Source organism: Stenotrophomonas maltophilia, from assembly GCF_025642255.1.
Taxonomy (GTDB): domain Bacteria; phylum Pseudomonadota; class Gammaproteobacteria; order Xanthomonadales; family Xanthomonadaceae; genus Stenotrophomonas; species Stenotrophomonas maltophilia_P.
In genome coordinates this window covers 2,558,885-2,583,157 of the sequence record NZ_CP106759.1, presented here as the reverse complement: position 1 = coordinate 2,583,157, position 24,273 = coordinate 2,558,885, and the positions used below count along the sequence as shown (strand labels likewise).

The 24,273-nt window shown below is 68.0% G+C and carries 23 protein-coding genes; 10 read left to right on the top strand and 13 right to left on the bottom strand.

Annotated elements, in window-relative coordinates:
- The first annotated feature begins 25 nt into the window (after positions 1 to 25).
- Positions 26 to 817: an SGNH/GDSL hydrolase family protein gene (locus N8888_RS11905; RefSeq protein ID WP_263174965.1), complete on the top strand. Its 792-nt coding sequence runs from the start codon at positions 26 to 28 to the stop codon at positions 815 to 817.
- Positions 818 to 862: 45 nt separating this feature from the next.
- On the opposite strand, the gene N8888_RS11900 is transcribed toward N8888_RS11905, so the two are convergent.
- Entirely contained in the window at positions 863 to 1,408 is a 546-nt protein-coding gene (locus N8888_RS11900) for a thioesterase family protein (RefSeq protein WP_065176034.1), read from the bottom strand.
- Between the two features lie 68 nt (positions 1,409 to 1,476).
- Between N8888_RS11900 and N8888_RS11895 the strand changes: the two genes are divergently transcribed.
- The gene (locus N8888_RS11895; protein WP_263174963.1) at positions 1,477 to 2,058 is read left to right on the top strand and encodes a TetR/AcrR family transcriptional regulator; all 582 of its coding nucleotides are present in this window, start codon (positions 1,477 to 1,479) and stop codon (positions 2,056 to 2,058) included.
- Between the two features lie 44 nt (positions 2,059 to 2,102).
- Positions 2,103 to 2,483: a VOC family protein gene (locus N8888_RS11890; protein WP_197601029.1), complete on the top strand. Its 381-nt coding sequence runs from the start codon at positions 2,103 to 2,105 to the stop codon at positions 2,481 to 2,483.
- A 154-nt stretch (positions 2,484 to 2,637) separates the two neighbouring features.
- On the opposite strand, the gene N8888_RS11885 is transcribed toward N8888_RS11890, so the two are convergent.
- The 6 genes from N8888_RS11885 to hutI form a co-directional block, all read right to left on the bottom strand.
- Positions 2,638 to 4,746, bottom strand: a complete 2,109-nt coding sequence (locus N8888_RS11885; protein WP_111186134.1) for a TonB-dependent receptor family protein — start codon at positions 4,744 to 4,746, stop codon at positions 2,638 to 2,640.
- 148 nt (positions 4,747 to 4,894) lie between these two features.
- Positions 4,895 to 6,328 carry a serine hydrolase domain-containing protein gene (locus N8888_RS11880; protein WP_263174958.1) on the bottom strand — a complete coding sequence of 478 codons (1,434 nt, stop codon included), beginning with the start codon at positions 6,326 to 6,328 and terminating at the stop codon, positions 4,895 to 4,897.
- A 134-nt stretch (positions 6,329 to 6,462) separates the two neighbouring features.
- On the bottom strand, positions 6,463 to 8,136 hold the full coding sequence (gene hutU, locus N8888_RS11875; RefSeq protein ID WP_263174956.1) for a urocanate hydratase: 1,674 nt from the start codon (positions 8,134 to 8,136) through the stop codon (positions 6,463 to 6,465).
- Complete coding sequence (gene hutG, locus N8888_RS11870) at positions 8,133 to 8,987, bottom strand: N-formylglutamate deformylase (RefSeq protein WP_197571568.1); 855 nt, start codon at positions 8,985 to 8,987, stop codon at positions 8,133 to 8,135. Before hutG ends, hutU begins: the two co-directional genes overlap by 4 nt.
- Positions 8,984 to 10,525, bottom strand: coding sequence for a histidine ammonia-lyase (gene hutH, locus N8888_RS11865; protein WP_053515500.1), 1,542 nt, complete (start codon positions 10,523 to 10,525; stop codon positions 8,984 to 8,986). The genes hutG and hutH overlap by 4 nt, the downstream gene beginning before the upstream one ends.
- Positions 10,522 to 11,745, bottom strand: a complete 1,224-nt coding sequence (hutI, locus tag N8888_RS11860) for an imidazolonepropionase (RefSeq protein ID WP_053515535.1) — start codon at positions 11,743 to 11,745, stop codon at positions 10,522 to 10,524. Before hutI ends, hutH begins: the two co-directional genes overlap by 4 nt.
- Before the next feature lie 67 nt (positions 11,746 to 11,812).
- On the opposite strand from hutI, the gene N8888_RS11855 reads away from it, so the two are divergent.
- Together N8888_RS11855 and hutC are read left to right on the top strand one after the other, a co-directional pair.
- Positions 11,813 to 13,183 carry a formimidoylglutamate deiminase gene (locus tag N8888_RS11855; RefSeq protein ID WP_065176026.1) on the top strand — a complete coding sequence of 457 codons (1,371 nt, stop codon included), beginning with the start codon at positions 11,813 to 11,815 and terminating at the stop codon, positions 13,181 to 13,183.
- Positions 13,184 to 13,210: 27 nt separating this feature from the next.
- Positions 13,211 to 13,939 (top strand): histidine utilization transcriptional repressor HutC, encoded by a 729-nt coding sequence (hutC, locus tag N8888_RS11850; protein ID WP_053515504.1) that lies wholly within the window; start codon positions 13,211 to 13,213, stop codon positions 13,937 to 13,939.
- A 24-nt stretch (positions 13,940 to 13,963) separates the two neighbouring features.
- Here the strand turns inward: hutC and N8888_RS11845 are convergent, their stop codons facing one another.
- From N8888_RS11845 to N8888_RS11835, 3 genes are all read right to left on the bottom strand, one after another.
- The gene (locus N8888_RS11845; protein WP_262218778.1) at positions 13,964 to 14,968 is read right to left on the bottom strand and encodes a restriction endonuclease; all 1,005 of its coding nucleotides are present in this window, start codon (positions 14,966 to 14,968) and stop codon (positions 13,964 to 13,966) included.
- A gap of 237 nt (positions 14,969 to 15,205) precedes the next feature.
- Positions 15,206 to 15,697, bottom strand: coding sequence for a phasin family protein (locus N8888_RS11840; RefSeq protein ID WP_263174952.1), 492 nt, complete (start codon positions 15,695 to 15,697; stop codon positions 15,206 to 15,208).
- 80 nt (positions 15,698 to 15,777) lie between these two features.
- Entirely contained in the window at positions 15,778 to 16,053 is a 276-nt protein-coding gene (locus N8888_RS11835; protein WP_053515509.1) for a polyhydroxyalkanoic acid system family protein, read from the bottom strand.
- A gap of 124 nt (positions 16,054 to 16,177) precedes the next feature.
- Here N8888_RS11835 and N8888_RS11830 point away from each other — a divergent pair, with 124 nt between their 5' ends.
- The 4 genes from N8888_RS11830 to aroA all read left to right on the top strand — a co-directional run bounded on the left by N8888_RS11830 (position 16,178) and on the right by aroA (position 20,861).
- Positions 16,178 to 16,981, top strand: a complete 804-nt coding sequence (locus tag N8888_RS11830; protein WP_065176024.1) for an FHA domain-containing protein — start codon at positions 16,178 to 16,180, stop codon at positions 16,979 to 16,981.
- Between the two features lie 162 nt (positions 16,982 to 17,143).
- Positions 17,144 to 18,229, top strand: coding sequence for a 3-phosphoserine/phosphohydroxythreonine transaminase (gene serC / locus N8888_RS11825; protein ID WP_053515512.1), 1,086 nt, complete (start codon positions 17,144 to 17,146; stop codon positions 18,227 to 18,229).
- Between the two features lie 52 nt (positions 18,230 to 18,281).
- On the top strand, positions 18,282 to 19,478 hold the full coding sequence (pheA, locus tag N8888_RS11820; RefSeq protein WP_053515513.1) for a prephenate dehydratase: 1,197 nt from the start codon (positions 18,282 to 18,284) through the stop codon (positions 19,476 to 19,478).
- Positions 19,479 to 19,553: 75 nt separating this feature from the next.
- Complete coding sequence (gene aroA / locus N8888_RS11815; RefSeq protein ID WP_263174949.1) at positions 19,554 to 20,861, top strand: 3-phosphoshikimate 1-carboxyvinyltransferase; 1,308 nt, start codon at positions 19,554 to 19,556, stop codon at positions 20,859 to 20,861.
- Positions 20,862 to 21,034: 173 nt separating this feature from the next.
- On the opposite strand, the gene N8888_RS11810 is transcribed toward aroA, so the two are convergent.
- The gene (locus N8888_RS11810; protein WP_262218779.1) at positions 21,035 to 21,604 is read right to left on the bottom strand and encodes an energy transducer TonB; all 570 of its coding nucleotides are present in this window, start codon (positions 21,602 to 21,604) and stop codon (positions 21,035 to 21,037) included.
- Between the two features lie 119 nt (positions 21,605 to 21,723).
- Positions 21,724 to 22,362 carry an energy transducer TonB gene (locus N8888_RS11805; protein ID WP_180876858.1) on the bottom strand — a complete coding sequence of 213 codons (639 nt, stop codon included), beginning with the start codon at positions 22,360 to 22,362 and terminating at the stop codon, positions 21,724 to 21,726.
- Between the two features lie 113 nt (positions 22,363 to 22,475).
- Between N8888_RS11805 and serS the strand changes: the two genes are divergently transcribed.
- Positions 22,476 to 23,756, top strand: a complete 1,281-nt coding sequence (gene serS, locus N8888_RS11800; RefSeq protein ID WP_197601021.1) for a serine--tRNA ligase — start codon at positions 22,476 to 22,478, stop codon at positions 23,754 to 23,756.
- A gap of 103 nt (positions 23,757 to 23,859) precedes the next feature.
- On the opposite strand, the gene N8888_RS11795 is transcribed toward serS, so the two are convergent.
- Positions 23,860 to 24,210: an SH3 domain-containing protein gene (locus N8888_RS11795; RefSeq protein WP_197601020.1), complete on the bottom strand. Its 351-nt coding sequence runs from the start codon at positions 24,208 to 24,210 to the stop codon at positions 23,860 to 23,862.
- Positions 24,211 to 24,273 lie beyond the last annotated feature (63 nt).

Sequence of the window (24,273 nt, the reverse complement as noted above, 5' to 3'; positions counted from 1 at the left end):
GAATAGAACGCTACGGGAGATCGGCATGCGCATTCCTGCTTTGACGGCCGGCGCCATCGCGCTGGCATTGGCGATGACCGGCGGCGTGAACGCGGCCGAGGCACCCGCCATCAACCCGCTGCTGACACGGCCAGTGGAGCAGCTGCGGCCGGACGAAGTCCGTTTCATGCAGCAGCGTCTGGCGGATTGGCCACAGCTGCAGCGCTATCGTGAAGCCAACGCAGCCCTGCCTGCTGCCCGGCCCGGACAGCCACGCGTGGTGTTCTACGGCGACTCGATCACCGAAGGCTGGGGGGCTGAGGGCAGCGCCGCCTTCTTCCCCGGCAAGGGGTATCTCAATCGTGGTATCGGTGGCCAGACCACGGCGCAGATGCTGGTTCGCTTCCCGCAGGATGTGCTTGCGCTGCATCCCCAGGTGGTGGTGATCCTGGCCGGCACCAACGATATCGCCGGCAATACCGGCCAGGCCACGCAGGCGATGATCGAAGACAACGTGCAGGCGATGGTGGCGCTGGCGAAAGCGCAGGGCATCAGCGTGGTGCTGGCCTCGGTGCTGCCGGTCAGCGAGTACCCCTGGATGCCTGGTATCGAGCCCGCCGCGAAGGTGCGTGCATTGAACCGTGCACTGAAACGCCATGCCGACGAACAACAGCTGGTCTACCTGGACTACCACACGCCGTTGGCCAACGCGCAGGGCGGTCTGGATGCCGACCTGGCCGGCGACGGCGTGCATCCCACCACGAAAGGCTACGCGGTGATGGCACCGCTGGCCGAGGCTGCGATCAACCAGGCACTGGCGAGGCGCGCCGCCCGGTGATGGTCGGCAGGACCATGCCGCAGGTCGGGCTGTGCTGGTGGGAACTCAGTCGTCGTCGCGCTTCAGCGCAGCGTCGGCAGCCAGCAGAGCTTCGGCGGCGGCGCTGAGTGCGGGGGAGGGCGGCAGCGGCGAACCGATGGCGTCCATCATCTGCTGCATGCCCACGAATGCGCGCGCGCGGCGATCATAGATGCCGGTGACCAGCAGGGCGCGCGTGGCGATCTTCTGGCCGTCGCCGACCAGCACGCGCTGCTCCATGATCACGCGCGTGCCGACCCAGCCGGCCAGGCGTGTTTCCAGGGTGAAGCGCTGGAATGGCCGGAGCTCGCGGCGGAACTGGATGGTGCCGGCGCCGACGATCGGCGCCCATTTCTCGCGCAGCGCCACCTTGCCCAGGCCCATGCGCAGGATCAGGTCCAACCGGCCCAGATCGAAGATGTTCCAGTAGCGGCCGTTGGTCATGTGCAGGTTGCTGTCCAGATCGTTGGGCAGCACCCGGAACTGCAGCCGCGACACGCCGAAAGGCGCCTCCAGCCTGGGCCGGAACAGACTGCACAGCAGCAGATGGAGCAGGCGGAACCAGAGATTCATGATTATTACGAGTGTTATAGAATCGACGGTACGCTAGTCTATGGCGACTGTCTTAGCAAGGCGCAGCCATGAGTCCGCGAACGTCCGACGCTCCCCAGCGCGTGATCGATGCCGCCGCGCAGATGCTGGCTCGGGTCGGGCTGAATGCAACCAGCATCCGTGAAGTGACCAAGCTGGCCGACGCGCCGCTGGGTTCCACCTACCATCACTTTCCCGGCGGCAAGCAGGAGCTGCTGGCGCGAGCCACGCTTATGGCCGGCGACAAGGTGGAAGCGCTGCTGGTGGCGCTGCTGAACGGCGGCGCAGTGCAGGGCCTGCAGCAGTTTCTGGCGATGTGGCGCGAGCGCCTGCTGCGCTCCGGGTTCCGCGCGGGTTGCCCGGTGCTGGCCGCTGCCGTTGAGGAGCCGATGGACGCGGTGCCGAGCCAACCCCGCGCAGCAGCTGCCGAGGTGTTCGCGCGCTGGCACGATCATCTCGCCAGGGCGCTCGTCGCCGAAGGACATGCGCCAGCCGCTGCGGGTGAGCTGGCCAGCCTGGTGATTGCCAGCGTGGAAGGCGCGGTGGCGATGTGCCGCGCGCTGCAGGATATCGCTCCGTTTGACCAGGTCGCCGCGCAGCTGCTCAGGGCTGTCGCGCCACCTGCGCGCTAGAATCAACGCGAACGCGCTGCTGCGTGCCCGGCAAGGACGTCCCCATGTTGCACCACCTCTCCCTCGGCGTCCGTGACCTCGATGCCGCAGGCCGCTTTTACGATGCCGCACTCGCCACGCTTGGGTTTCGCCGGGTCTTCGAGGACGAGACCGCGATCGGTTATGGGGTGGTCGATGATGAGGATGCGCTGTGCCTGAAGCTGCGTGATGACGCCGCAGCGCCGGGTCCCGGTTTCCACGTAGCGTTTGCCGCGGACTCGGCAGCGGCCGTGGATGCCTTCCACGCAGCCGCCGTGGCCAACGGGGGCGCTGACAACGGTGCGCCCGGCCTGCGCCCCGATTACGGTGACTTCTACTACGCGGCGTTCGTGGTCGACCCCGATGGCCATCGCATCGAAGCGGTGACCAAGACGCGGCCGGAGTGACGCAGCCAGGTGTTTCGGCGCCCGCACGCTGACAAGCACAAGCGCACGCAGCAGCTCACGCCAGCGATGGTTCGCGCGGTGGGACGCTGCCGGGTACGTCGTCGAACTGGCTGAAACGACGACGCCGGATCACACCCGGCGCCGCCCGAGGCGATCAATCGAAACGCCAGCGCACGCCTGCATAGATGCCCCGGCCTTCGCCAGGCGTGGAGCGGGCGACATCCTTGCCGGCGTCGTCGTAGCCCGGCGTGACCGTGGCCGCGTAGTGGCGGTTGCCGAGGTTGCGCATTTCCGCCCACGCCTGCCAGCGGCCACCGGGTGCGTCGTAGCCGATGCGGCTGCCGAAGATCACGTGGCTGTCGGCCCAGTAGCTGTTGGCGTAGTCCACCGCGATGCGCGAGGCGTATTCGGTGTTCAGCGCGGCGTACAGGCCGGAGGCATGATCGAAGCGCAGCTCGGACTGGTAGCTGTGGCGCGGCAGGCCCGGCAGGCGGTTGCTGCCGAAGCGCGCGTCGCGGCGGTAACGGAAATCACTGAAGGTGTACGCTTGGCGCAACGACAGGCGCCCCGGCGCGGCCTGCCACAGCGTGCTGTCCAAACCGGCTTCGATGCCACGGTGCACGGTGGGGCTGGCGTTATTTTCTGCGATGAACAGGTTCGGCACCGGTTGCAACTCCACGCTAAGCAGCTCGTGGTTCACGTGCGCGTAGTAGCCGGTCAGCTCCCAGCGGCCCAGCACGGCATCGCCGCGTGCACCCAGTTCCAGCGTGGTGGCGGTCTGGTTCTGCATCGGTACCGGCGCGCGCTGGCGGCCGCTGGACGGGCCGTTGCCCGGCCCGAAGTACTGGTTGGAACCCCAGATCATCGACCACGGGTGGGGCGCTTCCACCGAGCGGCTGAGGTTGCCGAACCACTGTGTCTGAGCGCTGTGCTGCCAGGTGAAGCCCAGTCGCGGTGCGTAGTCCCAGTCGTGGTCGCGCAGGCGGCCGCCGCTGCTCGGCCAGGTCACCTGCACATCGCGGCGGGTGTTGATCAGTGCCAGCCCGGTCTGCATGCGCAGGCGGTCATTGAAGGCGAGGGTATTGCCGACGTGCAGTGTGCTGTCGGTGCCGTGGTGGCGGAAGTCACGCGTGCGCGTACCGGCGGCATAGCCGTTGCTGGCAAAGCGCAGCGACTCGCGCACATCGGCGTCCAGATCGTGGGTGACGCGCAGACCGATCGTGGTTCGGCTGTCCAGGCCGAACAGCCGGTGGCGGTGGTGGTAGTCCAGCGTGGCGTTGAGGTTGGCGTAGTCCAGCTGCTGGCGGTACAGGCTCTCGTTCAAGTCCATCGGATACGTGTGATAGACCAGCCCGGCCTGCAGCGAAGAATCCTCGTCGATCTGCAGCGTGGTGACATTACCGACCCAGGTACTGCCCGGCTGCGGGCGGCGCGCATCGATGGCCAGGTTGGCTGCGTTCGCGGCTCGCGGATCGTTGCGGATCTGATCGCGGGTCAAGCGACCGGGCGTTTCGTGATTGGTTTCGCGGTAGCGAACGAAGAAACGCGTCTGCAGGTCGGGCGTGATCTGCCAGCCGATGTTGGCCATCGCGCCCTTGCCGTCGCCGCGCGCATGGCGCTGATAACCATCGAACTCGGTATCGGTGTAGGCCAGGAAGTAATCGAGATCGCCGTTGACACCGCCCCAGCTGATGCCGCGTTTCTGGTAGCCACGGCTGCCCGCTTCGTAGTGCAGCTGCATGCCGGCCGAATCACGGCCGCTGCGGCTTACATAGTCGATGGCACCGCCCAGCGCCAGCGCGCCGCGCTCGAAGCCGTTGGCGCCGCGCAGCACCTCCACCCGCGACAGCCACAGCGGTTCCAGCAGTTCGTAGGGCGTGCCGCCGGGGCCGGTCAACGGCAGGCCGTCGAGGGACACGGCAATGCCCGAGGCATGCGCGCCCGGCCCACGGTTGATGCCTGAGCCGCGGATCGACACCTTGGTGCCCTCGTTGCCCGGCGACTGCGCACTGATGCCCGGCTGGAAGGCGAGTACATCGGCACTGCTGGCCAGTCGGCTGTCGGCCTTGGCCACGTCGATGACGTTGCTGGCGCCGGGTACGCGCTTCAGCGCCTCGCGGGCCTGGGCGCTGGCATCGGCCGCAGTGACCTGCACGGCATCAAGGGTAGTGGCCTGCGGGGCCGCGGCGGCGGTGGAGGAAAGGCCGAGGGAAACGGCCAGAAACAGCAGCGACGGGGTGGGGCGGTACGACGAGAGGGACATGCGGAAATGCTGTAAACCACGAAAGTGGCGCGCAAGTTAACAGGTCGACGGCGCCACGTCACCCATCACCGGCGTATGGGGCAGGTGCACCTGTAGAGCCGAGCCGATGCTCGGCTGCTTTTTTACGGAGCCGAGCATCGGCTCGGCTCTACAAAGACGGTTTCGCCAGCGCCTTCGACTTCGCATACAGCCGCTCTGCGACATCCGTCTCACCCAATGCCGCATGACACTCGGCCAGGCTGTCCCACACATTGGCCGAATCCGGATACAGCTCGGTGTTGAGGGCGAATACCTTCAACGCCCTGCGCGCGCCCAGGCCCTCGCGGATGCCATAGCCATCGCTGTTGATCGCACGTTCCAGCTCGCTGCCGCTGATGCCGTGGTCGTCGCGCAACCAGGCCCGCATTGCCTGTGCAGCCCCTGCGTCATCGTCCAACGCATAGGCAATCAGGCGTTCGGACAGCGCAGCGTGCGGAAACACCTTGGGTGCGGCGACGGCCATCGTGCTCTCCACCAGGGTGCTCGACCAGACGTTGCGGGCGCTGCCGTTGGTGAGGTACACGAACAGCCAGTAGCCGCTGGCCAGGGTGTCCTTGTACGCCAGCCGCGCACGCACGCGGGTGCCACCGTCGTGACCGACCTGGGTGTAGCCATCGCTGCGCGTGGTATCCCAGCCGGTGGAGAAGAAATTGCTGCGGCCATCGGTCAGCCTCTGCGGCTGCCAGAGCTTTTCCAGTGTTGCCGTACGCAGCAGCTTGCCGGTGGCCAGCGCCTGCAGGAAACGGTTCATGTCGCCCACGCTGGTCTGCAGATCGGCATGGCCCCAGCCGTAGTCCGGCCACGGGTCTTCGTTGGCCGGCTGCAGCTGCCCATCCTTGCCGATGTACGGCACGGCCGCGCGCTGGGCTGGCACGCTGGCGACACCCCACGAGGTGCTGGCCATCTTCAACGGCTGCAGGATGCATTCGCGGGCGATCGCCGGGTAGGGCCTGCCGTAATGCGTTTGCAGCAATGCGGTCAGCACCAGATAGTTGGCCTGCGTGTACTGCACGCGGCTGCCGGTGGTGAACTGCATCGGCGCCGAACCAGCGACCTTCAGTGCGGCGGCGAGATCGGGTGCGAGGCCGTTGTAGCCCTTGCTCACCCAGCGGTTGTCCACCCGCTCGTAGTACTCGCCGATACCGGAGCTGTGGTTGAGGAAATCACGCACACGGATCGCCTGCCATGCGGCGGGCAAGTCCGGCACGTAGCGGCTGGCCGGTGCATCCAGATCCACCTTGCCCTCATCGACCAGCTGCATCACCAGCGTGCTGGTCAGCAGCTTGGCCATCGACTGCGCGGCGAAGATGGTATCGACGGTGGCCGGTGAATGGGTAGCGGGATCACGTTCACCGCTGGCGCCCTGGTACAGCACCTGGCCGTTGTGTGCGACCAGTACCGCCTGGCCGGCGATGCCATAGCGTTCGCGGTTGGCCTGCAACTGCGCATCCATCCGGGCCGGAAGATCGTTGCGAACATCCCCCGCCAGAGCAGGCAGGGCAACGGTCAAGGCACAGAAGAGCGCGGCAAGGGCGCGGTACATCGCGATGATCCGTCAGTGGCGATGGCGCATCTTGGTCAGCGGCGGGGGCGGGGTCAAGCGCATGGCGCCGGGCCATGCCCGGCATCGCAGGTACCCGCACCGGTAGCGCCGGGCCATGCCCGGCGACACCCGGGTCACGATCGGCCCAGAATACCCGGCAGATCCAGTCCCTTTTCCTTCGCGCACTCGATCGCGATCTCATAGCCGGCATCGGCGTGGCGCATCACGCCGGTGGCCGGGTCGTTCCACAGCACACGACCGATGCGCTTGGCGGCCGCCTCGGTGCCATCGCAGACGATGACCATGCCGGCGTGCTGCGAGAAGCCCATGCCCACGCCGCCGCCGTGGTGCAGCGATACCCAGGTCGCACCGCTGGCGGTGTTGAGCAGCGCGTTCAGCAGCGGCCAGTCGGAGACTGCGTCGGAACCGTCGGCCATGGCTTCGGTTTCGCGGTTCGGCGAAGCGACGCTGCCGCTGTCCAGGTGGTCGCGGCCGATCACCACCGGCGCCTTCAGCTCACCGTTGGCGACCATTTCGTTGAAGGCCAGCCCCAGCCGATCGCGGTCACCCAGGCCCACCCAGCAGATGCGCGCCGGCAGACCCTGGAACTTGATCTTCTCGGCGGCCATGTCCAGCCAGCGGTGCAGGTGCGGGTTGTCCGGAATCAGTTCCTTCACCTTGGCGTCGGTCTTGGCGATGTCTTCCGGATCGCCACTCAGCGCGGCCCAGCGGAACGGGCCGATGCCGCGGCAGAACAGCGGACGGATGTAGGCCGGGACGAAGCCGGGGAAATCGAAGGCATTGGCCACGCCTTCTTCCAGCGCCATCTGCCGCAGGTTATTGCCGTAATCGACGGTCGGCACGCCCAGTGCGTGGAAGCCGAGCATGGCGCGGATGTGGTTGGCCATCGAGGCACGCGCGGCCTTTTCCACTTCCTTCGGCGCGGAAACCCGCTTCTCGTCCCATTGTTCGACGGTCCAGCCCTGCGGCAGGTAGCCGTTCACCGGGTCGTGCGCGGAGGTCTGGTCGGTCAGCAGGTCCGGCTTCACGCCGCGCTTGAGCAGTTCGGCCAGCACATCGGCAACGTTGCCGAGCAGGCCCACCGATTTCGGCGTGCCCGCCTTGCAGGCTTCATCGATCAGGCGCAGTGCTTCGTCCAGGTTGTCGGTCCAGGTGTCCAGGTAGCCGGTGCGCAGGCGCATGTCGATGCTGCTCCTTCGGCACTCGACCGCCAGGCAGGAGGCACCCGCCATCACTGCCGCCAGCGGCTGCGCGCCGCCCATGCCGCCCAGGCCGCCGGTGAACAACCACTTGCCGGTGAGATCGCCGCCGAAGTGCTGGCGGCCCATTTCCACGAACGTCTCGTAGGTGCCCTGCACGATGCCCTGTGCGCCGATGTAGATCCAGCTGCCGGCGGTCATCTGGCCGTACATGGCCAGGCCCTTCTTATCCAGCTCGTTGAAGTGGTCCCAGTTGGCCCAGCGCGGCACCAGGTTGGAGTTGGCGATCAGCACGCGCGGCGCATCGGCATGCGTGCGGAACACGCCCACCGGCTTGCCCGACTGCACCAGCAGGGTCTGGTCATCGTCCAGGCGCTTGAGCGTTTCGACGATGGCATCGAAGCTCTCCCAGTCGCGCGCGGCGCGGCCGATGCCGCCGTACACCACCAGTTCCTGCGGCCGTTCGGCCACGTCCGGATGCAGGTTGTTCATCAGCATGCGCAGCGGTGCTTCGGTCAGCCAGCTCTTGGCGTTGAGCGTGGTGCCGGTCGGTGCGGCAAGGGTGCGGGACGGGTCGTTGCGGGTCATGCGGCGCTCCGGTTCGTAGCAAATTCAAGGCAGGCATTGAGCACCTGCGCCAGGGTGTGGCGCAGCGGTGCGGCGTGGTCGGGGTCGAGCGGGGTGGGCCAGCTGTGCTCGTCCACCTGGTCCGGCAGGGGTTCGTGCATGTAGCCGCGACAGGCCAGCTCCATCTGCAGGCTGTGCACGCCGCCGGCCACGTTGCTGTAGTGGCGGGTGATCCAGCCGCCCTTGAAGCGGCCGTTGCGCACCTGGCTCATGCCGCTGATCTTCAGCAGGTTTTCCACCACGTCGCTCAGTGCGTTGTCGCAGGAGGTATCCGGTGCGCCGGACGGACCGGCGGTGCCGAGATTGAACTGCGGCAGTTCACCGTCGAACAGGTGTGGAATGTGCGAGCGGATCGAGTGCGCGTCATACACCACCACCGTGCCGTGACGTGCGCGCAGCCGCGCGATCTGCGCGGCCAGCGCGTCGTGGTAAGGCGCGAAATAGGTGTCCCGACGGCGCGCGATCTCCGCTTCGTCCGGCTCGCGCCCGGCGTGGTACAGCGGCTGGTTGTCGAAGGTGGTCAGCGGGCACAGGCCGGTGGTGTTCTGGCCCGGGTACAGCGATACCCCGCTGGGATCGCGGTTGAGATCGATCACCGAACGCGAGATCGCCGACCGCACGGTGGTCGCGCCCATGCCGCGTGCGAAGTCGTACAGTTCGTGCACCCACCAGTCGGTATCGCGACGCGCCAGCCACGGCGAGTGATAGTCGCCGATCAGATCGTGCGGCAGTTCGCTGCCGGTATGCGGGAAGCTGACGATCAGCGGAGCATCGCCCTCGTGCACCGTCAGCCAGTCGGGGTGGGCATTCATGCCTGCGGCTCCACGGTCGGCAGGACAGCTTCCAGGCCCCGTGCCAGCGCGCCGCTGCGCACGAGCGAGGTGGCAACCACCATGTCCGGGTGGAAGTAGCGGTCGTCCTGCAGGGTCGGCACCTGCGCGCGCAGGGTGGCGCGCACGTTCTCCAGGGCAGCGCTGGAGCGCAGCGGCGCATGGAAGTCACAGCCCTGTGCGGCGGCCAGCAGTTCGATGCCGATCACATTGGCCGCGTTCTCGGCCATCTGCATCAACCGGCGCGCACCGTGTGCGGCCATGGACACGTGGTCTTCCTGGTTGGCCGAGGTCGGGATCGAATCCACACTGGCCGGATAGGCCCGCTGCTTGTTCTCGGACACCAGCGCGGCGGCGGTCACCTGCGGAATCATGAAGCCGGAATTCAGGCCGGGGCGCGGGGTCAGGAAAGCCGGCAGGCCGGACAGTGCCGGATCCACCAGCATGGCCAGGCGGCGTTCGCTGATCGAACCGATCTCGCACACCGCCATCGCCAGCATGTCGGCCGCGAAGGCCACCGGCTCGGCGTGGAAGTTGCCGCCGGACAGCGCCTCGCCGGTGTCGGTGAACACCAGCGGATTGTCGGACACGCCGTTGGCTTCGATTTCCAGCGTGGTGGCGGCCTGGCGCAGGATGTCCAGTGCCGCACCCATCACCTGCGGCTGGCAGCGCAGGCAATACGGATCCTGCACCCGCACGTCGTTGTCGCGATGCGATTCACGGATGCCCGAGTCCTGCATCAGCGTGCGCAGCGTGGCGGCCGTGGCGATCTGTCCGCGCTGGCCACGAATGGCATGGATGCGCGGATCGAATGGTGTATCCGATCCCTTCGCCGCTTCCACCGACAGTGCGCCGGTGACCAGCGCGGCCTGGAACACGGTCTCGATCTCGAACAGGCCGGCCAGTGCATAGGCGGTGGAGAACTGGGTGCCATTGAGCAGGGCCAGGCCTTCCTTTGCGCCCAGTTCAACCGGCTGCAGGCCGGCCCGCGCCAGTGCGTCCCGGGCCGGCAGCCGCTCATCGCCGATGAAGGCTTCGCCCACGCCCAGCATCACGCTGGCCAGGTGCGAAAGCGGTGCGAGGTCACCCGATGCGCCGACCGAGCCCTGCGCCGGCACCACCGGCAACACGCCCTTGACCAGCATCGCCTCCAGCAGCAGCAGCGTCTCCTCGCGCACACCGGAAGCCCCCTGGGCCAGGCTGACCAGCTTCAGCGCCATCATCAGCCGCACCACGCTGGCGGGCATCGGCTCACCCACGCCTGCGGCGTGCGACAGCACGATGTTCCGCTGCAGCGTGGCCAGGTCTTCGCGCTCGATGCGCACGCTGGCCAGCTTGCCGAAGCCGGTATTGATGCCGTACACCGGCGCACCCTTGGCGACGATGGCAGCCACGGCGGCGGCACTGGCGCGTACCACCGGCAGCGCCGCCGGATCCAGCGCAAGCGGCGCACCGCGATAGACCTGTCGCCACTGGGCGAGGGTGACATGGCCGGGGCGAAGAACCAGGGTGTTGCTCATGTGTTGCTCCAGGAGGCAGGCAGGTCGGGCTGACCGCGCACCACGCGCGCGTGCAGCGGGTTGAATCCAATGCGGTAGACCAGGTCGGCGGGCGCGTCGATGTCCCAGATCGCCAGGTCGCAGTCCATGCCCACGGCCAGGCGGCCGATGCGGTCGCCATGGCCCAGCGCACGCGCTGCTTCGCGGGTGAAGCCGGCGATGCACTCGTCCACCGTCAGGCGGAACAGGGTCGCGCCCATGTTCATCGCCAGCAGCGGGCTGGTCAGCGGCGAGGTGCCCGGGTTGCTGTCGGTGGCCAGTGCCAGCGGCACACCCGCTGCACGCAGCGCGGCAATCGGCGGCGGGGTGGTATCGCGGGTGAAATAGAACGCGCCCGGCAGCAGCACGGCAACGGTGCCGGCCGCCGCCATCGCGGCGATGCCGGCGTCATCCAGATGTTCGATGTGATCGGCCGACAGCGCGCCGAAGCCGGCGGCAAGCTCTGCCCCGTGCTGGTTGCTCAACTGCTCGGCATGGATCTTCACCGCCAGTCCGTTCGCGCGTGCGGCGTCGAACACCTGCCGCGCCTGCGCAGGGGAGAAGGCGATGTTCTCGCAGAACACGTCCACGGCTTCGGCCAGGCCCTCGGCCGCGATGGCCGGAATCATCACGTCGCAGACCTCGTCGATGTACTCCTGCGCCTGGCGGCCCGGGGGAACCGCATGGGCACCCAGGAAGGTCGGCACCACATTCACCCGGCACTCCTCGCCCAACGCGCGTGCGACCTGCAGCTGCTTGCGCTCGTCGTCCAGGGTCAGGCCGTAGCCGGACTTGATCTCGATCGTGGTCACGCCCTCGGCGCGCATCGCCAGCAGGCGAGGACGGCTCTCGGCGGCAAGCTGGGCTGGCGTCGCGGCGCGGGTGGCGCGCACGGTGGAGACAATGCCGCCGCCCGCGCGGGCGATGTCGGCATAGCTCACACCCTGCAGGCGCTGCTCGAATTCGTTGGCGCGGTTGCCGGCGTAGACCAGGTGGGTGTGGCAGTCGATCAGGCCGGGCGAGACCCAGCGGCCTTCGCCGTCGATGCGGGTGGTCGGCTGCAGATGGGCATCGCTGCCGGCTGGGCCGACGTGGACGATGCGGCCGCCCGCGCAGGCCAGCACGCCGTCACGGAGGACACCCAGGCCCTCACCGTCGAGGGTGATCAGATGGACGTTGGACCAGAGGATATCGACATGCATGGCATCCACACTGCGGCTGTGCTTATATGTCTATACAATATAGGTGTCCATTTCGGGTTGTCCAGCCATGTCCGATTCGCGTTCCCCGTCCTGTTTCCATGCCGCCCACGCGCTGCTCGCCGATGGCTGGGCCCGCGATGTCCGCCTGCAGGTGCAGGCGGGGCGCATCGCCGCGATCGATGTGGGGCAGCCCGCGCAGGATGGGGATGCCCGGGTCGGCATCCTGGTGCCGGGCCTGCCGAACCTGCACAGCCATGCGTTCCAGCGCGGCATGGCCGGCCTGACCGAGATCGGGGGCGGCGACGGCGACAGTTTCTGGAGCTGGCGCGAACTGATGTACCGCTTCCTTGCCCGCCTGCGCCCGGACGCAGTGCAGGCCATCGCTGCCCAGGCATACATGGAGATGCTGGAAAGCGGCTTCACCCGTGTCGGCGAGTTCCATTACCTGCACCACGATGCGGAGGGGCGGCCCTACGCCGACCGGGCCGAGATGAGTGCACGTATTGCCGCAGCCGCGGCACAGACCGGCATCGGCCTGACCCTGCTGCCGGTGTTCTATGCCCACGCCGATTTCGGTGGTGCGGCACCGAACCCGGCCCAGCGTCGGCTGATTCACGACGTGGACGGTTTTGCGCGGCTGCTGGAGGGTGCCCGTGCTGCGCTGGCCGCGTTGCCCGATGCGGTGCTGGGCATCGCCCCGCACAGTCTGCGGGCCGTCACCGGCGATGAACTGGCAGCACTGCTGCCGTTGAACGAGGGCCCGGTGCACATCCACATCGCCGAGCAGGTGCGCGAAGTCGACGCCTGCCTGGCGTGGAGTGGACAGCGTCCCGTGCAGTGGCTGTACGCGCACGCCGAGGTGGACGCGCGCTGGTGCCTGGTGCACGCCACCCACATATCCGATGACGAGCGCGCCTCCATCGTCGCCAGCCGGGCCGTCGCCGGCCTGTGCCCGATCACCGAAGCCAATCTGGGCGATGGCCTGTTCCCGATGCAGGCGTTCGCACGCGAAGGCGGGCGCTTCGGCGTGGGGTCCGATTCCAACGTGCTGATCGATGCGGCCGAGGAACTGCGCCTGCTCGAATACGGCCAACGCCTGGCGCTGCGCGGGCGCAACGTGCTGGCTGCCGATGCCAGCCGCAGCAGCGGCAGATTCCTGTTCGAGGGCGCGCTGCACGGCGGCGCACAGGCGTTGGGCGTGGCCGCAGGTCTGCAGGTCGGGGCCAGTGCCGACCTGCTCGAACTGGACGCCGCACACCCCGCGCTGCAGGCGCGACGGGATGACGCATGGCTTGACAGCTGGGTGTTCGCCGCACGTAATGGCGCGCTGCGATCGGTCTGGCGCCATGGCCGCCAATGCGTGGCCGAAGGCCGCCACCTCCAGCGCGAGGCGATCACCACCGCCTTCGCTACCGCCCTGCGCGGCGTGCTGGGCTGATCGCTTCCCGCCACCGAGACCTGTCACGTGAAGGCCAGCAAGTCCGCCACGCTCAACCAGCGCATCCGCAGCGACCTGGAAAGCCGCATTCTCAGCGGAGAGTGGGCGCCGGGTTTCCGCATCCCCTATGAGCACGAACTGATGGAGCAGTACGGCTGCTCGCGGATGACCGTCAACAAGGTGCTGACCGCGCTGGCCGAGAGCGGCATGATCGAGCGTCGCCGCCGGGCCGGTTCGTTCGTCGCCCGGCAGCCACCGCATCTGGAACAGGTGGCGCTGGAGATTCCGGACATCGCGATGGAGGTCGGCTCGCGTGGCCACCAGTACGGGTACCGGCTGCTGCAGCGCGAGCTGCGCCTGGCCGACGCCGGCAATGCCGGTGAAGTGGAGCTGGCCGGCAGTGAAATGCTGCTGGCGATGCGCTGCCTGCATCTTGCCGACGGCCGCCCGCTGGCGCTGGAGCACCGGTTGATCAGCCCGGTGGGTGTACCGGAGGTGCTGGAGGTGGACTTCAGCACCACCGCGCCGGGCAGCTGGCTGCTGCAGAACGTGTCCTGGACCCGGGCGCAGCACCGCATCAGCGCGTGGGGTGCGGACACGGCGTCTGCCCGCCTGCTGGACGTGAAGCCGGGCACCGCCTGCCTGGTGATCGAACGCCTGACCTGGCGGGGCGAACAGCCCATCACCCGCGTGCGCCAGGTGTTCCTCGGCGATGCCTGGGATCTGGTGGCCCGCTTCGCGCCCGGCGCGCGCTAGAGCGCACGCTTCCGCGCGTTCAGATCAATACGTCGCGCACTGCCGCCAGCGCACCGGCTCATCCACGCCGGGGCGGGCATTGAGCTGCACGCGCACCGTGCGCAGCGCGGGGTAGCGCAGGACCTGCGTGCAGACGCGCGGCCATACATCGTCAAGTTCGCCGGTGCGGTTGATCGCCAGGGTCTGCCGGGTCAGCCAGACGCCGCTGGCAATGCCGGGCTGTCCAGCCAGCGCCCGGGCCAGATCCGCCTGGTAGCGGTCAAGGGTCGCCATATCCGGGTTGGGATCGCTGTGGCCATCGTCCGCCGGCGTGGAAACGGCAGCAGCAGGCGCCGCCGCTGCCGGTGCGGGCGCCTGGGAGACAGCGGCAGGCGCCGCGGCGGCGATGTCGGCGGGGGCAGGGGCGGTCACCGCCTGCGGCGCCGGTGACGCCAGGTGCAGGCCCTGCAGGCCCAGGCCGACCAGCAGGCCGACGGTTACCGAGGCCAACGCGGCAATGGCGATGCGACGCAGGGCCTCGTGGCGCGCAGTGGCGCGCACGCGCGCATCGATGTCGGCCGGCAGATAGGGCTGCAGCAATGGCCACAGGCGCGGGCCGTCCAACACCTCCACGGCCTGCAGCTCGGCGGCACTGCGGCCATCGCGCTGGATCCGGCCTTCGGTGATCAGCACGCCGCCCTTGGCCCCGGCCAGCCGCGCTGCCGCGCCCAGTTCGTTCACCGCAGCGGTACCGATGCGATAGGCCAGGCCATGCTTGCAGGACACCCGCCAGGTATTGGGGCCATCGCTGAGCAGGAAATCGCTGCTGGGCTCGCGGGCATCCTCGGCAGGAAACTCCAGTTCGCGCAGGCCGCGCTGCTCGCGCAGCATCCGCTTGACCAGCGCGGAGAACTCCCGCCAGTGCATGCCGGCCAAGGCCTGCAGGCCCAGTTGCATCTCCTTCTGCCGCCGCTTGATCCACCACAGGTGAACGACGGCCAGGGAACAGATAAGCAGGGCCGACAGCAGGGCCAGAATCCAGGGAAGCATGCAGGGAGAGCGCGGAAGGGGCGAAAACGGAAGCGGACAGTGTAAAGCGCGCACTGCCTGGCAGGGTCAGGACGTTCCCCACAGCAAGCGTGATGGAACGCTCAGATCGGCGTTCCGCAGGCACGAAAAACCCGCCAATCCTGAAGCCGTGAGGGGAGGGAACAAACGGCAGGCGAAGCGATTGGCGGGTTGCTCGCGATTGTCAGGCAAATTTTATTGCATTGCAACAATCCATCGTCAGGGCACGCTGCCCGGCGACTGGTGGCTGCCCGGGGCCGGCGCATCGCTGCCCGAGGCCGCCCGCGTCTCCAGCTTGGCCAGGCGCGCATGAAGGGCGTCCAGGCGTGCCTCCAGCGCGGTGAGCTCGTCGGCGGTGGGCACATGCAGGCGCCTGAGCACGCCCTGCACCTGGTCGTCGAAGGCCTTTTCGACCTTGTTCCAGGTGCCCGAGGCCTTCTCGCGCGCCTCATCCAGCGAGGACTCGACGTTGTCGCGCCATCCCGGGCCCTGCTCGCTGGCGCGCTCACGGCGGCGGGCCTCCAAGGCCTCGCCTTCCTTCACCAGCCCATCGAAGAAACGGCTGCCTTCGGCCTGTGCCCGGCCCAGCGCACCCAGTCCGGCCAGCCAGACCTGCTGGGCCGAATCGCTCAGCTTGCGTGAGAAGCGTCCGGCCTGTTCACCAAAGGTGGCGTCGTCGTCGCGGCGGTCGTCGTTTTCGTAGCGGTTCATCGCACTTCCCGTGGGAGTTGGACCTGCCCCGAGAGTAGCGCGCGCCGCCGTTGCAGGGCCGTGACGGCCGCTGTCGTGGTTCAGCCCAGCTTTTCCTTCAGCACGCGCTGGATTTCGCTTTCGACCATGCCTTTCATTGCCGACAGCAGGAAGCCGAGCTTGGCGGTCACCCGCACGGCGCCCGGCTGCAGCTCGATCGCGCCGTCCACGCCGCTGCCGGAGAAATTCAGCACATCGGCGCTCCACGAGGACTTCAGGCCAAAGCGCTCGGCCAGCTTGGCGGCAACCTGTTCGATCGCCTCGCGCGCCTGTGCGTCGGGCAGGGCGTGGGCGTGGCGGACATCGATGGTGGACATGCAGGCTCCTGGCGCAGGGCGGGGTGATCAGAGAGGGCGAGCATTGTGCGCATCGATCGCGTCCGCGCCAAGCGCTCATCCGGGGTTCTTCTTCGATGCCGGCCAACCTGCTAGGCTGCGCCGCGTGCAGAACCTGCTTGTTCACTTCAGTCAACAACAACAGCCCGACCAGCCGCTGCGGCCCGGGGTGCAACGCATCGTGCGCCATGCCAACGGCAGCGTGCGGCTGGGCGAAGCAGGCAACGGCGCGTTGCTGCTGGCGCAGTTCTGCATGGATGATCGCGGCCTCTGGCTCCAGGTCGGCAACGGCATCCGCGGCATCCATGTCAACGGCCGTCCGGTACGGCGCATGGCGCTGCTGCGCGCCGGCGATGCGGTGTATGTCGATGGCGTGGAAATGGTCCTGCGGGGCGAAGCCGAGAGCCTGCTGCAGGCGCCGTCACCGGACGGCGAAGATGCCGGCGACGAGCAGCGCCTGCTGCGGGGCGTCGGTGGCCTGCACCATGGCCGCAGTTTCACCTTGTCGCGCGCCCGCGTGATCGGCCGCGGCACCGAGGCCGACATCGCCATCGACGATCCGGCGTTCGCCGAACAGCACGCGCGCGTGGAAGTGCACGGCGATCGCGTCCTGCTGCGTGACCTGGGCAGCGCCGATGGCACCTGCGTCAACGGCGTGGCCGTGCGCCACTGCTGGCTGCAGCCGGGCGACCAGGTGGTATTCGATGGCCAGCACCGTTTCGTGCTGGAAGTGCCGCGTGATCCGCGCCGGCGGCCGCTGGCGGCCGAGGATGAGTCCAGCCACGAGGCCGAACGGGCGCCCGCCGAGCCCCTTCCTCCGCGCCGGGTCCGCCGCTGGCCGTGGCTGCTGGTCAGCGCACTGCTGCTGGCTGCGCTGCTCAGCCTGCTGCTCTGGTTCGGCGCGCGCTGAGCCTGTCGTCTCCGTGCTTCGGGCAGGCGCCGGCCCAGGTCGGCGACTGCCGGCGCAGTGCCGCGGGCGATGGATTCCGATGAAACCAAATTTCCCTTGCCGCGCAAGGCCGCAAGGCTGGTGCACTGCGGCATACTAGGGATCTTGCCCCACAGGTGTGACATGACGCGCGCGTTCAACTTCAGTGCCGGCCCTGCAACCTTGCCGGAATCGGTCCTGCGCCAGGCGCAGGCGGAAATGCTGGACTGGCACGGTACCGGCGCCTCGATCGTGGAAATGAGCCATCGCGGTGCGGAATTCATGTCCGTCGCCGCCGAGGCCGAGGCGGACCTGCGCCGCCTGCTCGACATTCCCGAGGACTACGCCGTGCTGTTCCTGTCCGGCGGCGCCACCACCCAGCAGGCGTTGATCCCGCTGAATTTCGCAAGCCCCGGCCAGCGTGCCGACTACGTGGTCAGCGGCCACTGGGGCAGGACGGCGGTCAAGCAGGCCGGCCCCTATGTGGACGTCAACATCGCTGGCAGCAGCGAGGACGGGGGCTACCGCGAGCTGCCCGCGCGCAGCAGCTGGCAGCTTTCGCCCGATGCGGCCTATGTGCACATCACCGCCAACGAGACCATCCACGGCGTCGAGTTCCGTGACGTGCCCGATACCGGCGATGTGCCGCTGGTGGCCGATTTCAGTTCGTCCATCGCCAGCGAACCGCTGGATGTGCGCCGCTACGGCGTCATCTACGCGGGCGCGCAGAAGAACCTGGGCCCGGTCGGCATCGCGGTGATGATCATCCGTCGCGACCTGCTGGAGCGCAGTGGCCAGCCGCGCGCGGACATCTTCGACTACCGCTCGCACGTGGCGCGCGACTCGATGCTCAACACCCCGCCCACCTGGAACTGGTACCTGGCGGGGCTGGTGTTCAAGTGGATGCTGGCCGAAGGCGGCGTGGCCGAGTTCGCCCGGCGCAATGCGGCCAAGGCCGCGCTGGTGTACGGCGCCATCGATGCGTCCGGCGGCTTCTATCGCAATGAAGTCGCGCACGCGGCGCGTTCGCGGATGAACATCCCGTTCTTCCTGCCCAACGCCGACCTCGATGCGCGTTTCGTCGCCGAGGCCAAGGCCGCCGGCCTGCTGGCGCTGAAGGGTCACAAGGTGGTCGGCGGCATCCGTGCTTCGCTGTACAACGCCATGCCGCTGGCGGGTGCGGAGGCGCTGGTCGCCTTCATGGCCGACTTCCAGCAGCGCTACGGCTGAGCAATGAACGGCGCGCACCGTCGGGTGCGTGCCCACGCAACAGGGAATTCCGATGGCAAGCAAATCCAGCAAGAAGGCGCCGAAGCAGGCCGCACCGGCCAAGGACAGCGCTGCGTCCAAGGGCACGTCCAAGGCCAGGGCTGCATCGACGCCGGCCCCCACCCAGGCGCCGCTGGCACTGGCCGACGTGCGTTCGAAGATCGACCAGATCGACCGCGACATCCAGCGCCTGATCGCCGAGCGCGCGCAGTTCGCCCACCAGGTCGGCAAGGCCAAGGGCAAGCTTGCCGCCGCCGTCGATTACTACCGCCCCGAGCGTGAAGCACAGGTGCTGCGCATGGTGGTGGACCGCAACGAAGGCCCGCTCAGCGATGAAGTGCTGGTGCACGTCTATCGCGAGATCATGTCGGCCTGCCTGGCCCAGCAGGAGCCATTGAAGATCGGCTACCTCGGCCCGGAAGGCACCTTCAGCCAGCAGGCCGTGCTCAAGCATTTCGGTCGCTCGGCGCTGGGCCTGCCGTTGGCCAGCATCGAAGAAGTCTTCCAGGAAGTGGAAGCGGGCAACGCCGATTTCGGCGTGGTGCCGGTGGAGAACTCGGGGCAGGGCACCATCCAGATCACCCTGGACATGTTCCTGACCTCCAACCTGAAGATCTGCGGCGAAGTGGAACTGCGCGTGCAGCAGTACCTGATGTCGCGCAGCGGCCGCATCGAGGACATCGAACGCGTCTACGGCCACCCGCAGTCGTTCATGCAGACCTCGGCGTGGATGCGCGCCAACCTGCCCAAGGCCGAGAAGATTCCGGTCTCCAGCAACGCCGAAGGCGCACGCCGCGCGCGCAACGCCGACGATGCGGCGGCCATCGGTGGCGAAAGTGCCGGCCACGTGTACGGCCTGAAGAAGGTGGTGACCAAGCCGATCCAGAACGATGCCGACAACACCACCCGTTTCCTGGTGGTGGGCCGCAACATCTTCCCGACCTCCGGCCATGACCGTACCTCGGTGCTGGTCTTCATCCATGACAAGCCGGGTGCGCTGTTCGACGTGCTCAGTCCGTTCGCACGCCACGGCATCAGCATGAACCGCATCGAGTCGCGGCCTTCGCACCACGGCAAGTGGGAGTACGGCTTCTTCATCGACCTGGCCGGCCACATCGACGACGCGCCGATGCAGGCCGCGCTGGCCGAACTGGAAGCACACTCAGCGCAGATCAAGGTCCTCGGCTCCTATCCGGTGGCCGTGCCCTGATGCCTGCCGCGGTGGCCGCGGCCACCGACCCTTGATGCACCGCCGGCCCGCCGGCGTCTACGGAATGATCGAACGATGAGCAACGCGCAACACTGGATCGCCCGCAAGGGCCAGCCGCTGCAGGGCAGCCTCACCATTCCCGGCGACAAGTCGGTTTCGCACCGTTCGGTGATGTTCGCCGCACTGGCCGACGGCACCTCTCACATCGAGGGTTTCCTGGAAGGCGAAGACACCCGCGCCACCGCGCGCATCTTCAGCCAGCTGGGCGTGCGCATCGAAACCCCCAGCCCGTCGCAGCGCATCGTCCACGGCGTCGGCATCGATGGCCTGCAGGCGCCCAGCGCAGCGCTGGACTGCGGCAACGCCGGCACCGGCATGCGCCTGCTGGCGGGCCTGCTGGCCGGGCAGTCGTTCGACTGCACCCTGATCGGCGACGAATCGCTGTCCGGCCGGCCGATGCGCCGTGTCACCGGCCCGCTGTCGCAGATGGGCGCGAAGATCGATACCCAGGACGATGGCACGCCGCCGCTCCACGTGCACGGCGGCCAGACACTGCACGGCATCGCGTTCACCTCGCCGGTGGCCAGCGCGCAGATCAAGTCGGCCGTGCTGCTGGCGGGCCTGTACGCACAGGGCGAAACCAGCGTCGTCGAACCGCACCCGACCCGCGACTACACCGAGCGCATGCTGTCCGCGTTCGGCGTGCAGATCGAGTTCTCGCCGGGCAAGGCGCGCCTGCGCGGTGGCCAGCGCCTGCGTGCCACCAACATCGCGGTGCCCGCCGATTTTTCCTCGGCAGCGTTCTTCCTGGTGGCCGCCAGCATCATTCCCGGCTCCGAGCTGCGCCTGAAGCAGGTGGGCCTGAACCCGCGTCGCACCGGCCTGCTGCATGCACTGCGGCTGATGGGGGCGGACATCACCGAAGAAAATCCAGCCGAGCAGGGCGGCGAGCCGGTCGCTGACCTGGTGGTGCGCTACGCGCCGCTGAAGGGCGCGCGCATTCCCGAAGCGCTGGTGCCGGACATGATCGATGAATTTCCGGCACTGTTCGTCGCCGCCGCCGCCGCCGAAGGCAGGACCGTGGTGAGCGGCGCAGCAGAGCTGCGGGTGAAGGAATCGGATCGCCTGGCAGCGATGGCCACCGGCCTGCGCGCGCTGGGCATGCAGGTGGATGAAACCGAAGACGGCGCCACCCTGCATGGCGGCACCCGTCTGGGCAGCGGCACCATCGAAAGCCACGGCGACCATCGCATCGCCATGGCCTTTGCCATTGCCGGCCAGATCAGCGACGGCGAAGTACGGATCAACGACATCGCCAACGTGGCCACCTCGTTCCCCGACTTCGACGGCCTGGCACGCAGCGCCGGATTCAACCTGGCCTGACCTGCACCGCAACCGCCGGGCCATGCCCGGCGGATCGCATTGCGCGGTAGGTGCCAACCTTGGTTGGCACGCTCATATCGCCCGGTAGGTGCCAACCTTGGTTGGCACGCTTTTCCGCATAAAATGACGGAGGCCGAAGCCTCCGTCGAACATCACGAACCCCTCGTCCGCGATCAACGCTGCTCGGTACGGAAATCCACCGGGACCCGCACCACACTGGCCACGGCACGGCCATCCTGCATGGCCGGCTGGAACTTCCAGTTCTGCACCGTGCGCAGGACCGCACGATCCAGGTCACGGCTGCGTTCGCCACTGCGCGACACGATCGCGGCATTGGTGACGTTGCCGCGGGTATCCACATCAAGGCTGGCGATCACGCTGCCCTGCACACCGTTACGAAGCGCAGCTGCCGGATAGTCCGGCTTGCTGTTGCTGGCGAGCGGGCGCGCCTCGCGGTTGCGCACCGCCGGCACTGCCTTGCGCTCGCTCGTGGCCGGCGTGGCCTGTCGTACGGCAGGCGGTGCCGTTTCGGCAACAGGCGTCTGTTCGGTGGCTGGCAGCATGCGCTCGCCGACCGGTGCAGGCGCCACCTCATCCGGTCCGGAATAGCGCAGCCAGAGCAGCGCGGCCGCGAACATCGCCACGATCAGCGCGACCCACAGCCAAGGCGATGTGGCCCGGCGCGGCGTACCGTCCTGCTGCATCTGCGGCGAATGAAGGTCTTCATGGGTGGTGACAGTCATCGCAAACTCCTTACGTCGGTTGACGACGTGCCGAGTGTTGCCCGAGGCCACGAAGAAAAGTGTCAGTGTTGCGTCAACGCAACCGGGAGGGTTCAGTTTGCCTTCCGGTATGCGTTCAGTTACTGCGTCTTGAAGTCGAACGGCACTTCAATGGTGCCCGGCACCGCCTGCCCGTTGCTCTGCGCCGGGGTGAAGCGCCAGCGGCGCACCGCGTCGGTCGCTGCGCGGTCCAGGTCACGCGAGCCGCTGCGCTGGATGACGGTGACGTTGTTCGGATAGCCCGTAGCGTCCACCTCCACCCGCACCACCACACTGCCGGTTTCGCCCGCACGCAGTGCGGCGGCTGGATAGGCCGGCGGCGGCGATTGGCCCGCGATCGGCATGGGCTGGCTGCCGCCACCGGCGGCCGGCACGGTGCCGGGCGCAGCGGGTGCCGGTTCAGCCATTGCAGGCGGCGGGGGCGGAGCGGTTTCCACCAGCTTCGGGGCGTCTTCCGGTGCCGGCGCCGGCTTGGCGTCGGGCATGTCGCTGGACCCGGCTGCCGCCGGCAGGGGTTCCGGCAGAGGCTCCACCTGGGCGGTTTCCTGCGGCGTCTGTGCCGCAGGGTCGGCGCGGAAGAATTCCTTGTCGCGGCCGGTCAGCCAGACCACCACGAACAGCAGCACCCCCACGCCGAAAGCGATGCCGGCGATCTTCAGGGCGTTGCGCGGAATATGCACAGTGAACGACTTGGCGGACGACGAGCGGGGTGCAGACATGGACCGGACCAGTACGGAATAGCCCGATTCTGCCACGGCCCGAATGAACCGGGCGGCAGAAATCCGCATAACAGGCGATAATCCCGGTCCTGACACCCACCACGACACCTGCCATGCTTGATCCAGCCCTGCTCCGCCACCAGCCCGCCGACCTCGCCGAACGCCTGCGCACCAGCCGCGGCTTCGAGCTCGACGTGTCTGCCCTGGAGTCCCTGGAGGCCGATCGCAAGCGCATCCAGGTGCGGACCCAGGAGCTGCAGAGCCTGCGCAACAGCCGCTCCAAGGCCATCGGCCAGGCCAAGGCCAAGGGCGAGGACGTCTCGGCCATCATGGCCGAGGTCGCCGCCTTCGCCGACGAACTGAAGGCCTCGGAAGTGGCGCTGGACGAGCTGCGCGAGAAGATCGAAGCAATCTCGCTGGGTATTCCGAACATTCCGGCCGACGACGTACCGGCCGGTGCCGACGAGAACGACAACGTCGAGCAGGCGCGCTGGGGTACCCCGCGCCAGTTCGATTTCAAGGTGCTGGACCACGTCGAACTGGGCGCCCGCAACGGCTGGCTGGATGGCGAAACCGCCGCCAAGCTGTCCGGTTCGCGCTTCACCGTGCTGCGTGGCCCGATCGCGCGCCTGCACCGTGCGCTGGCCCAGTTCATGGTCGATCTGCACACGGGCGAACACGGCTACGAGGAAACCAACGTACCGCTGCTGGTCAACGCCGAATCGCTGCGCGGCACCAGCCAGCTGCCGAAGTTCGAGGATGACCTGTTCAAGACGGCCGTCGGCGAGTCCACGCGCTACCTGATCCCCACCTCGGAAGTGCCGCTGACCAACATCGTGCGCGACGAGATCGTCGACGCCGAGCGCCTGCCGCTGCGCATGACCGCGCATTCGATGTGCTTCCGTGCCGAGGCCGGCAGCGGCGGCCGCGACGTGCGCGGCATGATCCGCCAGCATCAGTTCGAGAAGGTCGAGCTGGTCTCGATCTGCCAGCCGGAAGACAGCGACGCCGAGCACCAGCGCATGACCCGTTGTGCCGAAGTGGTGCTGGAAAAGCTGGGCCTGCCGTACCGCAAGGTCCTGCTGTGCACCGGCGACATGGGCTTCTCGGCCATCAAGACCTACGACCTGGAAGTCTGGCTGCCGTCGCAGGAGACCTACCGCGAGATCTCTTCGTGCTCGAACTGTGGTGACTTCCAGGCCCGCCGCATGCAGGCGCGCTGGCGCAATCCGGCCACCGGCAAGCCCGAGCTGGTGCACACCCTGAACGGCTCGGGCGTAGCGGTCGGCCGCGCGATGATCGCGGTGATGGAGAACTACCAGAACGCCGACGGCAGCATCACCGTGCCGGAAGCGCTGCGCCCGTACATGGGTGGGCTGGAAACCATCGCCTGACAACCGGCTCAGGTGGGTGCCATGCTTGCATGGCACCGAATCCACGCATGGCGTGGATCTGCAATGCGGCTACATCCACGCCTTGCGTGGATGAGCCCCGCGATCACTCCACAACCCGCACCTTCTCCAACGGCACCCATCCCGCTTCGCCCGCCTCGGGCATGCACCACGCCCAACCATTCAGTGTGCGCAGCCGGCGCAGCCTCTGCCCCGGATTCACATCCAGCTCCCGCGCGCAGTAATCCGCGGTGGCAAGCGCGTCACCCTGCGCATCGCGACCGATCACCGGTGCCGGCACGAATCCAGGCTGCTGCCCCTCGGCCTGGCACAGGAACCAGTCCTCCCAGCCCTCCGGGCCTTCATAGCGCTCGCCTACCACCAGCGCCTGGCCGCGGAGCAGGGTGATCGGGTGTGGGAATTCGCTGCGGTGCGTGGTCGTCACGATGTAGTTCATGGCCCACTGTACCGTCTCCGCCGGGCATGGCCCGGCGCTACCCGATCGGTGTGGTAGCGCCGG